Annotated in this window: 9 protein-coding genes; 5 read left to right on the top strand and 4 right to left on the bottom strand. The window is 43.8% G+C overall.

Translation table 11 applies throughout. The features are described from left to right. The first annotated feature begins 75 nt into the window (after nt 1-75). The 3 genes from emrD (at nt 76) to xthA (ending at nt 4,682) form a co-directional block, all read left to right on the top strand. Nucleotides 76-1,281: a multidrug efflux MFS transporter EmrD gene (gene emrD, locus AB4486_RS02715; protein WP_017065927.1), complete on the top strand. Its 1,206-nt coding sequence runs from the start codon at nt 76-78 to the stop codon at nt 1,279-1,281. Nucleotides 1,282-1,615: 334 nt separating this feature from the next. Further along, nucleotides 1,616-3,706 carry a S9 family peptidase gene (locus AB4486_RS02710; protein WP_372116519.1) on the top strand — a complete coding sequence of 697 codons (2,091 nt, stop codon included), beginning with the start codon at nt 1,616-1,618 and terminating at the stop codon, nt 3,704-3,706. A 169-nt stretch (nt 3,707-3,875) separates the two neighbouring features. Continuing rightward, nucleotides 3,876-4,682, top strand: coding sequence for an exodeoxyribonuclease III (gene xthA / locus AB4486_RS02705; protein ID WP_017070028.1), 807 nt, complete (start codon nt 3,876-3,878; stop codon nt 4,680-4,682). A 71-nt stretch (nt 4,683-4,753) separates the two neighbouring features. Here the strand turns inward: xthA and AB4486_RS02700 are convergent, their stop codons facing one another. The 4 genes from AB4486_RS02700 to AB4486_RS02685 all read right to left on the bottom strand — a co-directional run bounded on the left by AB4486_RS02700 (nt 4,754) and on the right by AB4486_RS02685 (nt 7,932). Further along, on the bottom strand, nt 4,754-5,431 hold the full coding sequence (locus tag AB4486_RS02700) for an ABC transporter permease (protein ID WP_017062123.1): 678 nt from the start codon (nt 5,429-5,431) through the stop codon (nt 4,754-4,756). Nucleotides 5,432-5,433: 2 nt separating this feature from the next. Beyond that, the gene (locus tag AB4486_RS02695) at nt 5,434-6,174 is read right to left on the bottom strand and encodes an ABC transporter permease (protein ID WP_017062124.1); all 741 of its coding nucleotides are present in this window, start codon (nt 6,172-6,174) and stop codon (nt 5,434-5,436) included. A gap of 79 nt (nt 6,175-6,253) precedes the next feature. Then, nucleotides 6,254-7,024 carry an ABC transporter substrate-binding protein gene (locus tag AB4486_RS02690; protein WP_017066930.1) on the bottom strand — a complete coding sequence of 257 codons (771 nt, stop codon included), beginning with the start codon at nt 7,022-7,024 and terminating at the stop codon, nt 6,254-6,256. Between the two features lie 137 nt (nt 7,025-7,161). After that, nucleotides 7,162-7,932, bottom strand: coding sequence for an ABC transporter ATP-binding protein (locus AB4486_RS02685; RefSeq protein ID WP_004736532.1), 771 nt, complete (start codon nt 7,930-7,932; stop codon nt 7,162-7,164). A gap of 799 nt (nt 7,933-8,731) precedes the next feature. On the opposite strand from AB4486_RS02685, the gene AB4486_RS02680 reads away from it, so the two are divergent. Together AB4486_RS02680 and pflB are read left to right on the top strand one after the other, a co-directional pair. Then, nucleotides 8,732-10,273, top strand: coding sequence for a DUF3360 family protein (locus tag AB4486_RS02680; protein WP_102398095.1), 1,542 nt, complete (start codon nt 8,732-8,734; stop codon nt 10,271-10,273). A 307-nt stretch (nt 10,274-10,580) separates the two neighbouring features. Next, the coding region (gene pflB, locus AB4486_RS02675) for a formate C-acetyltransferase (RefSeq protein ID WP_372116418.1) at nt 10,581-12,658 on the top strand (2,078 nt) is incomplete at its 3' end.

The following is a 12,658-nucleotide window of genomic DNA, read 5'->3' as shown; positions in this document are numbered from 1 at the left end:
ACACTTTATTCATTTGGCTCTCCTTTAATGGAGCGCTAAGGCTTTTTACGTCTTAATTTTTGGAGAGATACGCAAATGTCCGCCTCGTTTCCATTAGCGAAACTTACCTTTTTAATCGCTATTCTGACTGCCGTAGGTCAAATGACTCAAACGATGTACGTGCCTTCTATCGGTCATATGGCAGGTGAGTTCTTAGTTTCGGCATCTTCACTGCAGGCAGTGATGGCGTGTTACTTGATCCCTTATGGTCTGTCGCAATTTGTTTACGGCCCACTTTCAGATCGCCTAGGTCGTAAACCGATCATCGTGATTGGTTTGATCATCTACATCATCGGTACTTTGGTAGCATTGTTCGCTCACGAATATGAATGGTTCTTAGCGGGCAGCTTTATCCAAGGTTTGGGCATCGGTTGTGGTGGTGCGATGTCTCGTACATTGACTCGCGACTGTTTTGAAGGCGCAGAGCTGCACCGTGCAAACAGCTTGATTAGCATGTGTGTGATTTTCTCACCATTGATGGCTCCTGTACTGGGTGGTTACCTAACAGAAGTTTTCGGCTGGCGTTCTAGCTACTTATTCCTTGCGCTGTTTGGTATTGCTGTTGTGATCACTATGATGACGAGCATGATGGAAACACTGCCGAAAGAACGACGCAAGCATGAATCGGTTGCCAACAGCTACAAGTTCGTTCTGTCTGATAAACGTTTCCAAGGTTTCTTATTGGTATTAGTCGCAACCTTTGCTGGTGTAGCCGTATTTGAAGCAGCGGCAGGTGTGTTGCTTGGTGGCGTACTTGGCTTACCGGCAACCACAGTAAGCTTGCTGTTTGTCTTGCCTATTCCAGGTTACTTAGTCGGTGCAGGCTTATCTAGTTACATCGCACAACGTCGCTCTGAGCGCCGTGCATTGAATGTTGGTCTGGTTGCGATATTGGTAGGCTCAACAGTGGTATTGATACCGGGTCTGTTTGGTCAAACAACAGCATTAACTTTGATTGGCGGTGCCACAATTTACTTCTTGGGCGCTGGCATATTATTCCCAGCAGCAACAACAGGGGCACTTTCGCCATTCCCGTACCACGCTGGTACTGGAGGTGCGATTTTAGGTGGTATGCAAAATCTAGGTGCTGGCATCGCAACACTATTGGCATCGTTCTTCCCAGCTCAAGACCAACTGCCACTCGGTTGCTTGATGATTGCAATGTCATTCATCGCTATGCTTGGTTTACGTTGGGTTAATCGTAAACCTGACCACTCAAATGAAATGCCATTGGCTATTTAACGTAAAGCTCGAATCCTGCCCAAACAAAGGAAAGGGACGTACTGAAAAGTGTGTCCCTTTTTGTTGCACATTTATTCCTTCCACTCTCACGTATCAGTAATTTCATTTAACATTACTTTGATTTTTTGAAAACAATAACAGACACTTACGATGAAGGTGCATATCCAGAATCCAATTATAAATAATATCACTGGAAGATACCCAACCAACAAAGGATGCTGGCATCAAAAAGAGTAAGGTGCACACTAGGGATATATAGATGCGTATCGCTTTAACCACATTAGTCGTATCAATAGCGCTTGTCGCCGGATGCAGCAATCAAGGAATATCAACCATGAACCACTACTCTCAATCACAGCTCGTCGCTCAGCAAACCCAAGCACCCGTTGCTAAGAAAGTCCCTCACGCAATGACGATTCATGGTGACTCCCGAATCGATGATTACTACTGGATGCGCGATGATGCACGCCAAGATCCAGAGATTTTGCAACAGCTTGAGCAAGAGAATCAGTACGCAGATACAGTGTTAAAACATACAGAAGCAGCACAAAAACAATTATTTCAAGAGATCAAAGGCCGAATCGCAAAAGACGACAATTCGGTACCGGTTCGCAAAGGCAGTTACTACTACTCGAATAAGGTCACAGGTGACAACGAATACCCAGTTCACCTGCGTGAAAAAAACTTTTTAGGCACAGACAAGCAAGTCATCTTAGATGTTAACGAGCTAGCAAAAGAACATGAATTCTTCAGTATTGGTGGCTTAACGATCAGCCCAGACGAAAACTTGTTGGCCTATGGCGAAGATACGCTAAGCCGCCGCATTTACACCATCAAGATCAAAGACCTCACAACAGGTGAATACCTAAAAGATGAAATTGAAGGCGCTTCGAGTGCAATCGCATGGCAAAACGACAACCAAGCCTTCTACTACATCAAAAAAGATCCACAAACATTGCTGGGTTATCAAGTTTACCGCCACGTATTAGGCACAGATCAAGCAAGCGATGAGTTAATCTACGAAGAGACCGATAGCGCTTACTACACCTCTTTGAGCAAAAGCAAAGATGGTGAACAGGTCTACATTTGGCACTCGAGCACAGAAACCAGCGGTGTTTCAGTCATCGATGCCAACAACCCAAAGGCTACAGCTGAGGCTTTCTACCCAAAAGAGACCGGCATAGAGTACAGCATCGCTAAGCTAGGTGATTGGTATTACATCTACACCAACTACCAAGCGGTCAACTTCCGTTTAATGAAAGTCACCGCCGAAGAGATGCATGATCGCTCAAAATGGGTCGATGTCATCCCAGCAGACGATAATACTCAGCTTGTAGATTTCGAGTTGTTTGATGACCATCTTGTTTACGAACAACGCGCGGATGGCTTGTCTACAGTGAAAGTTCGCCAACTCTCAACAGGCAACGAGTTCCCACTTGAATTTAGCGACACCGCATTTTCCGCTTACCTAACGCGTAACTATGAATTAGATAACGCAAAAGTTCGTATCTATTACAGCAGCTTAACCACGCCAGGTACTTACTATGATTTCGACCTAAGTACAGGTGAATCCGAACTCATGAAGCAAACACCCGTCTTAGGTGATTTCGAAGCGGATAACTACCAATCAGAGCGAATCATGATTACGGCTCGCGATGGTAAGCAAGTTCCTGTCTCTTTGGTTTATCGTAAAGACTTATTTAAGAAAGACGGCACTAACCCAATCTACCAATACGGCTATGGGTCTTACGGCTCTACGATTGAACCTACCTTCAGCTCAACTCGCCTAAGCCTACTGGATAGAGGTTTTGTTTATGCCATCGCACATGTCCGCGGTTCAGAAATGCTTGGTCGCCCTTGGTATGAAGATGGCAAAAAACTGACCAAACAAAACACGTTCAACGACTTTATTGATGTAACCAAAGAGCTTGTTGAAGAAGGCTACGGCGCGAAAGATAAAGTGTTCGCCGTTGGGGGGTCTGCTGGCGGTCTATTGATGGGAGCAATCATCAACCAAGCACCAGAACTGTACCGTGGTATTGGTGCACATGTTCCGTTTGTAGACATTGTGACAACCATGCTCGATGAATCGATCCCTCTAACCACCAATGAGTATGACGAATGGGGTAACCCGAACGATAAAGCCTACTACGATTACATGCTGGGGTACTCACCGTACGACAACATTAAGGTACAAAACTACCCGAACATGTTGGTAACGACAGGCCTGCATGACTCACAGGTGCAGTACTTTGAGCCAATGAAATGGGTTGCGAAGCTGCGTGAAATGAAAACAGACAACAACGTATTGCTGTTCAAAACCGATATGGAAGCCGGTCACGGTGGCGCTTCTGGCCGATTTAAACGATTAAAAGAAGACGCACTTGAATACGCGTTCTTTTTGGATTTACTTAAGACTCAATAGATTCTACGTAACTGTAAGTATTCACATCATTTAATGTCGCCATTTTGTCTCTACAAAGTGGCGACAGAAATTATTAAGCATGGTTAAATACGATGAACCATGAAATCCACCAAATCAAAAACCTTTAAAAACAAGCAGTGACAAAGGTTTACGAGAGGTATAAAAACAAATGAAAGTAATTAGCTTCAACATCAACGGTCTTAGAGCCCGCCTTCACCAACTGCAAGCTATTATCGACAAACACCAACCCGACGTGATTGGTCTGCAAGAGATAAAAGTGCACGATGAAGCCTTCCCAATTGCTGATGTTGAAGCAATGGGCTATAAGGTTTACTTCCACGGTCAAAAAGCCCACTACGGTGTGGCAATGTTGTGTAAGCAAGAGCCTATTTCTGTGCAGAAGGGTTTCCCAACAGATAATGAAGACCATCAAAAACGCATGATCATGGCGACGTTTGAAGATGAAGATGGTGAAAAGGTTACCGTGCTAAATGGCTACTTCCCTCAAGGGGATAACATCAAGCATGAAACAAAATACCCGTACAAACGCCAGTTCTATAAAGACTTAATGACTTACTTAAACGATTATCACAACAAAGATGAGCAAGTGATTGTGATGGGCGACATTAATATCAGCCCTATCGACGCAGACATCGGCATTGGTGAACCTAATGCGAAACGTTGGTTAAAAACAGGTAAATGCTCTTTCCAACCAGAAGAGCGAGAATGGTTGAAAACATTGATGGACTGGGGCTTTGTAGACAGCTTCCGCTTGCTGCACCCTGAAGTGAATGATCAATACTCGTGGTTTGATTACCGCTCAAAAGGCTTCGTAGACAACCGCGGCCTGCGTATTGATGTAGTCCTAGCGACTCAAAAGCTTGCTGATAAGTGTACTGAAGCTGGCATCGATTACGAGCTACGTGGTATCGAAAAACCGTCTGATCACGCGCCAATTTGGTCGACGTTCAAGTAACGAGTTAAACAGACACTTTCAATAAAAACGGCGCTCAATGAGCGCCGTTTTGTTAACTATGTAAAATGCAATTAGCTAAGTGGTCTTAGGTAAGCAAGGAAACGTTTCTCTGCGAATTTGAAAATCGCGATGATGATGAACGTTAACGCCATGTAGAACAGACCTGCCGTTAGGAAAGACTCGAATGGAGCGTAGTAACGTGAGTTAACCAAACGTGCTGCACCGGTTAAGTCCATAATGGTTACGATACCCGCTACCGCAGAGCCGTGAAGCATGAAGATGACTTCGTTACTGTAAGCCGGCAATGCGCGACGCAGAGCACTTGGTAAAATGATACGACGGTAAGTCTTCGGTGTACTCATGCCGTAAGCTTTTGCTGCTTCGACTTCACCTTTAGGTAAGCCGTTAATCGCACCACGAATGATCTCTGCGGTATAAGCTGACGTGTTAAGAATGAATGCCACCAAAGCACAGAACCATGCGTTTTCCCATAATGTGTCTTTCACTGGGAAGAATTGGTCCATACCGTAGTAAATCAGGTACAGCTGAACCAGTAATGGCGTACCACGGAAGAAATAGATGAATGACCAAGCCGGAGCATTAATCAGCATATTTGGACTGTTACGAGCGATAGCTAGTGGTATGGCGACGAATAAGCCAATGATCAAAGCAACGCAAACCATCCAAGCCGTTGTCCATAAACCACCAAGGTAAATCGGCAGGCTTTCAATTATCAATGAAAAGTCCATAACTACCTCGCGTGGATACTGAATTTACGTTCAACCAGCTTAAGTAAGCCCGTTGAAACACTGGTGAAGAATAAGAAGATAATCGCCACAGTCATGTAGAAAGTGAATGGCATTTTGGTTGAACCCGCCGCCAGTGCACTAACACGTACCATGTCTTCTAGGCCAATAATCGAAACCAGCGCAGTGGTTTTAAGTAATACCAGCCAGTTATTCCCAAAACCCGGTAATGCGTGACGAATCATCTGCGGTAGCAGTATGCGGTGAAACGCCTTTACAGGGCTCATACCATAAGCTTTTGCCGCTTCCATTTCACCGCTGTCGACAGCCATGATGGCACCACGGAACGTTTCTGCCATATAGGCACCGAAAATAAAGCCTATGGTTAAGACACCAGCAACAAATGGGCTGACATCAATATAATCAGGTAAGTAAGCGGTCCATTCGTGGTTAGGATCACTGGATGCAAACCACTCGTTGAGCCACTCGTTGATGGAATACAAACTGTTGTTTAAAAGGATTTGTCCACCAAAGAAAATCAGCATCATCAGTACGAGATCTGGAATGCCTCGAATGACGGTTGTGTAGAGGGTTGCAATAGCACGAGCCCAGCGATAAGGCGCGAGTTTTGCTAAGGCACCTAGCATACCAAGAACCATAGCTAAAATTAGCGACAGCAAGGCAACTTCGATTGTGAGCACCGCCCCTTTCAGGATCGACGCTTCATATCCTTGTAAATCAAACATAATGAATTCCAACAGAACTGCGAAAAAGTTGGTAAGACAGGGAGAGGAGAACCTCTCCCTTAAGAAGTGATGCTAGAGATTACTCACCGTATACGTCGTAGTTGAAGTATTTAGCAGCGATCTCTTGGTAGATGCCTTTTTCACGTAGTGAAAGGATTGCAGCATCTAATTGCTTAGTCAGATCTTTGTCTTGCTTACGTAGAGCAATACCAAAACCTTCACCGAACCACTTAGGATCTGTTAGTGATGGACCAACAAACTCGTAGTCTTCACCACCAGCTTTGTTTAGTACGCCTTCTTCTAGAGCAGATGCATCGCCCAGTACAGCAGCAACACGACCGTTAGCTAGATCAAGGTAAGCTTCATCGAATGAACCGTAACGAACGATTTCTACAGTGTCACCGTAGTTGTCTGTTAGGTACTTATCGTGCGTTGTTGCACGTTGGACGGCGATCTTTTTACCACTTAGGTCATCAAAGTTAAGGTCTGCACCTTTCTTAGCGATGAAGTTGTTTGGGATAAGTGCGTATTTACCAGTGAAGTCGATCTTTTTCTTACGCTCTTCCGTGATAGACATTGCCGCGATGATCGCATCATATTTACGAGCAAGTAGAGAAGGAATAATACCATCCCAATCTTGTGCAACGATCTTACACTGCACCTGCATTTCAGTACAAAGCGCGTTAGCCATATCGACATCGAAGCCTTTCAGTGAACCGTCAGCTTCTGTCCAGCTAAATGGAGGGTAAGCACCTTCAATACCGAAACGTACTGTTTTCCATTCTTTTGCTTGAGCTACGCCCGTTGCAGCAGTTGCAGCAAGTGCCGCGACTAATAACCACTTTTTCATATCCCTACTCCTGTGATTTAGGTTTTTATGTTTTGCTAGTTTTAATATTGTGTTTGTTGTTGCTTATTAACTTACTTGTTGTGTTTTATTGTTCACACCGTCGCTGTTTACCGTTGGCAACGGCGTTTCAATTCTGATTAGTAAATCGATGAGATAAATTGTTGTAAACGTTCAGATTCAGGTTCCGTAAACAGTTTAGCTGGATCGCCCTGTTCTTCCACTAGACCTTGGTGCAGGAACATCACATGGTTTGATACGTCACGAGCAAAAGCCATTTCATGTGTTACCACAAGCATGGTTCTTCCTTCTTCTGCTAGATCTCGCATTACACCGAGTACTTCCCCTACTAACTCAGGGTCAAGTGCTGATGTTGGCTCATCGAATAACATCACTTCAGGATCAACGGCTAACGCTCTTGCAATCGCAGCACGTTGTTGTTGCCCACCAGACAAATGGCCTGGGTAGTAATCTTTGCGCTCATACAAACCTACTTTTTTAAGCAGTAGCTCTGCATTTTCAATCGCTTGAGCTTTAGGTACACCTAAGACATGAACAGGTGCTTCAATAACATTTTCGAGGACAGTCAGGTGAGACCATAGGTTAAAACCCTGAAAAACCATGGCTAGGCGAGAACGGATTCGCTGTACTTGTTTTTCGTTAGCAGGCACAGAAACACCTTGGCGGTTGTTTTTCATCTGAATTAATTCGCCGTTAACCCAAATCTCGCCAGCAGTAGGTGTCTCTAAAAGATTGATACATCTAAGGAAAGTACTTTTACCCGACCCTGAAGATCCGATAATCGATACAACATCGCCTTTATGCGCAGAAAGTGAAATTCCCTTTAAAACTTCATTTTGACCAAACGTTTTGTGTAGATCCTTTATGTCCAGCGCTGGTACATCTTTCATGCGCTTTCTCTCCCAAGTTTGTGAAAATGCAAGGTACTCCGACCTTTTCATGCGATACAAACTAGCACCACACGAAACAACATGCAACAAATTATTAACCTGATAAATTGGAATAAATAGCGATTCACTCTGACTTATTATGCAAAAGGTAGCGTTTTCGCCTCAATTTAATGAATGAGTTCTATCAATAAGCTGCAATTACACCCCTTACATTGTTTAAATAAAGTTAATCAAAATGAGATTCACGTAGCTTGATGTCTCACAAGAAAAACAAGTTTTGTGAACTTAGATACGCCGAGATCTGCAAAATATAATCTGCACGCTCAACACTACATACACACCGTAAGGCACAATTATTTTAAGGTTATTACATTGTAAACATTTCACTCGGAACAGTTGGGAAGCAAGTAATAGTGAAATAACTCAGTAAGAATTGAGTATTGAACTCGAGCCATGACGACAAAGGCTCGAAGAAGATAGGTAAACGTCAGCTTGTGAAAATAAATTACACTATTTATCAATGGGAAGTTAATGAATCGCTGCGTTTTGTAGCTTTCTTTCACATATACTCATAAAGTGATCAAGATCAATCACCCTAAAGGGTAAGCTTGTTAGACTCCTCAGCAAAGAATAAGGCATTAAAAATGCCAAACATTTCTTTTAACTTAGCTGCATAAAGCACAACAAAACCGTGCAACATAATGTTAATGAGTTATAACTAAGAAATAACGCAATTACGCAATTACGCGAACTTATAGAATTCAATTTTAGAATTACTAACAAAAAATATGAGGAATCTATGTCAGACGTTGTCAATAATGCGAACTCTGAAGTAGAAGAGAAAAGCTATAAAGAGCTACACCGTCCTGCTTCTGAATTTGAGAGCCGCTCAGATTATCTAGATCACGAACTTCAAATCATGAAGCCTCGCCGCTTCGGTTTAAACCTTCCAGGTCGTGACTTCCGCTTTGAACTTGAAGATCTTGTTCCTGCACTTGCTGGTACTATTGGTATCATTGCGATGTACTCTGCAGTAATGATGTCTTGGGCTGATGGCCTAACTCAAGCTTGGGATCACGTAAACCTAGGTAAAGACTTCGCAATTGAAGTCGCTCGTGTAGAAATGCTTATTCCTGCACTACTGTTTTGTATCCTTGCTTCTGGTTTCTTTAACCCTAAAGCAAACCTTGCCGGCAACCACGGCCCAATGATCCCTCTTATCGGTACCATCGCTCTCGCTGGTGCTCACCCTCTTGCATTGGCCATCCTGATCGGTGTGTTCGGTCTCATCCTAAGTTTCCTAAAAGGCGGATCTAAACTTGTTAACCTAACTTCTGAAGGTACAGCAGGTGGCTTGCTCATATTCTTAGGCTTAACCGGTACCATGAGCCAAATCAACTCAATTCAAGAGTGGGCGGTTGGTCTTCAATCTTCTACCGTTGAAGCGGGCAGCATGGGTTACGTTGGTTTAATCGTTCTTGCTATTACTATTGCTATCTACGCTTTCTTAGCAAAAGTGAACAAGCGTTGGTTAGCTATCCCTGTTTGTGCATTCACAGGCCTTGCTATTGCATTAGTTCTAGGTGCTGGTTTCGACATCGTATTCGAAACTGAAATGGGTATTCCAAACCTAAACCCAGTTTACTGGTGGGGTTCTACTTCTGAAGGTTGGATGCTTGGCTTGCCAAATGTTGAGCACTTCATCGCTTCGCTACCGTTCGCTATTCTTGCAGTAGCAATGTGGTCACCAGACTTCCTAGGTCACCGTATCTTCCAAGAGCTGAACTACCCTAAACGTTCTGAAAAAGTTCTGATGGACGTAGATGACACAATGACGATGTGTTCTGTTCGTCAAATGGTCGGTACTGCAGTAGGTGGTGGTAACATCACATCTTCTTGGGGTACTTACATGATCCCAGCAGCAATCGCGAAACGTCCAATCCCTGGCGGCGCTATCTTGCTTGGTTCTCTGTGTATTATTGTTGCGATTCTTGGCTTCCCAATGGACGTAGCAGTATGGCCACCAGTGATGCGTGTTGCGCTACTTGTAGGTGTATCTCTACCTCTACTTGAAGCGGGTATGCAGATGGTTAAAGATTCAAAAGACTCTCAAGCAGCTGGTATCTGTATCTTCGGTTCAGCGGTTGTTAACCCAGTATTAGCATGGGCACTGACTATGCTTCTAGATAATAACGGTCTAATTGGTGATAAAGAGCGTGCGAAGCGTCTATCATTTGTAGATAAGATTGTTATCCCAGTTGGCGTTTTAGTTATCTGTCTGGTAGCAATGCTTGCAGTTGGTATGCTAGAAAGTCAATATGGCCTAAAAGCTTGGCTATAATGGTCCTTACTACACAAAAGTAGTATTAGGATTAAAAAAAAGTTTGGGTGGCAACCCCTGCCACTCAAATTTTTTCAACTTTTTTTGGCATTTATTGATTTAGTTTAAGGTTTACAGAAATTTTTTAGCGTAGTCTTGAATTCATAGAGTAAAGACAACATATAAAAGGTAGTGACAATATATATAACCATATGACGCTTATATGCTCATATATATTGTTATTAATAAGAGTGTACTACCCTTACGAGGGGCGCTGGCTCAACAGTGTTAATGTACGTATTTTTTCTACTAAAAAGGTAGGTATGTCATGGCAGAGCAATTTGCTAAAGCTTGGGAAGATTTTGCTGCAGGTGAGTGGCAAAGCGAAGTAAACGTTCGTGATTTCATTCAAAAGAACTACACGCCGTATGAAGGCGACGAGTCTTTCCTAGTTTCTGAGGGTACTGAAGCAACTAACAAGCTTTGGTCTTCGGTAATGGAAGGTATCAAACAGGAAAACGCAACTAAAGCACCTGTAGATTTCGATACTTCTGTTATCTCTACCATTACTGCTCACGATGCAGGTTACATTGAGAAAGATCTTGAGACTATCGTTGGTCTACAAACTGAGAAGCCACTAAAACGTGCAATCATCCCTAACGGTGGTGTGCGTATGGTTGAAGGTTCTTGTAAAGCATACGGTGAAACTCTTGACCCAATGGTTTCAAAAATCTACTCAGAATACCGCAAAACACACAATGCTGGCGTTTTCGATATCTACACTCCTGATATCCTAAAATGTCGTAAGTCTGGTGTTCTGACTGGTCTTCCTGATGCTTACGGCCGTGGTCGTATCATTGGTGACTACCGTCGTGTTGCACTTTACGGTATTGATTTCCTAATGAAAGACAAAGCTGCTCAATTCGCTTCTCTACAAGAGCGTTTCGAGAACGGCGAAGATCTTTCTGCAACAATGCAATTGCGTGAAGAGATCTCTGAGCAACATCGTGCTCTAGGTCAAATCAAGCAAATGGCTGAGAAATACGGTTTCGATATCTCTGAGCCAGCTCAAACAGCTCAAGAAGCTATCCAGTGGACTTACTTCGGCTACCTAGCTGCTGTTAAATCTCAAAACGGTGCTGCAATGTCTCTAGGTCGTACTTCGACTTTCCTAGACATCTACATCGAGCGTGATATCGCTGCTGGCAAGATCACTGAAGAACAAGCACAAGAAATGATCGACCACTTCGTAATGAAACTGCGTATGGTTCGTTTCCTACGTACTCCTGAGTACGATGAGCTGTTCTCTGGCGACCCAATCTGGGCAACAGAGTCTATGGGTGGTATGGGTATCGACGGTCGTACGCTAGTAACGCGTTCGAACTTCCGTTTCCTAAACTCTCTATACACAATGGGTCCTTCTCCAGAGCCAAACATCACTGTTCTTTGGTCTGAGCAACTACCTGACGGCTTCAAACGTTTCTGTGCGAAGGTATCTATCGATACTTCTTCTATCCAGTACGAAAACGATGACCTAATGCGTCCTGACCTTGATTCTGATGATTACGCTATCGCTTGTTGTGTATCTCCAATGATCGTTGGTAAGCAAATGCAGTTCTTCGGTGCTCGTGCTAACCTTGCGAAAACAATGCTTTACGCAATCAACGGCGGTGTGGACGAGAAACTTAAGATGCAAGTTGGTCCTGTTTCAGACAAGATCACTGACGAAGTTCTTAACTACGATGACGTAATGGGTCGCCTAGACACATTCATGGACTGGTTAGCTAAGCAATACGTGACTGCACTAAACAGCATTCACTACATGCACGACAAGTACAGCTACGAAGCGTCTCTAATGGCTCTTCATGACCGTGATGTTCGTCGTACTATGGCTTGTGGTATCGCTGGTCTATCTGTTGCAGCTGACTCACTGTCTGCAATTAAGTTTGCTAAAGTGAAGCCAATCCGTGACGAAGACGGTATCGCAACTGACTTCGAAATCGAAGGCGATTACCCTAAATACGGTAACAACGACTCTCGTGTAGATGATATTGCTTGTGAACTAGTTTCTACGTTCATGAACAAGATCCGTAAGCTTAAGACTTACCGTAACTCTATCCCTACACAGTCAGTTCTTACTATCACGTCTAACGTGGTTTACGGTAAGAAAACAGGTAACACTCCAGACGGTCGTCGTGCTGGCGCTCCTTTCGCTCCTGGTGCAAACCCAATGCACGGTCGTGATGAGAAAGGCGCTGTAGCTTCACTAACGTCTGTAGGTAAACTACCGTTTGCTGACGCACAAGATGGTATCTCTTACACGTTCTCTATCGTGCCAAACGCACTAGGTAAAGAACAAGACAGCCAACGTGCTAACCTTGCAGGCCTAATGGATGGTTACTTCCA

This window comes from Vibrio sp. 10N.222.55.C6, from assembly GCF_041473395.1.
GTDB classification, from domain to species: domain Bacteria; phylum Pseudomonadota; class Gammaproteobacteria; order Enterobacterales; family Vibrionaceae; genus Vibrio; species Vibrio crassostreae_C.
This window is presented reverse-complemented; position numbering and strand designations above follow the sequence as displayed.

Coding starts and splice junctions, on each gene's coding strand:
- emrD (WP_017065927.1), top strand. CDS start 76: ATGTCCGCCTCGTTTCCATTAGCGAAACTTACCTTTTTAATCGCTATT.
- AB4486_RS02710 (WP_372116519.1), top strand. CDS start 1,616: ATGAACCACTACTCTCAATCACAGCTCGTCGCTCAGCAAACCCAAGCA.
- xthA (WP_017070028.1), top strand. CDS start 3,876: ATGAAAGTAATTAGCTTCAACATCAACGGTCTTAGAGCCCGCCTTCAC.
- AB4486_RS02700 (WP_017062123.1), bottom strand. CDS start 5,431: ATGGACTTTTCATTGATAATTGAAAGCCTGCCGATTTACCTTGGTGGT.
- AB4486_RS02695 (WP_017062124.1), bottom strand. CDS start 6,174: ATGTTTGATTTACAAGGATATGAAGCGTCGATCCTGAAAGGGGCGGTG.
- AB4486_RS02690 (WP_017066930.1), bottom strand. CDS start 7,024: ATGAAAAAGTGGTTATTAGTCGCGGCACTTGCTGCAACTGCTGCAACG.
- AB4486_RS02685 (WP_004736532.1), bottom strand. CDS start 7,932: ATGAAAGATGTACCAGCGCTGGACATAAAGGATCTACACAAAACGTTT.
- AB4486_RS02680 (WP_102398095.1), top strand. CDS start 8,732: ATGTCAGACGTTGTCAATAATGCGAACTCTGAAGTAGAAGAGAAAAGC.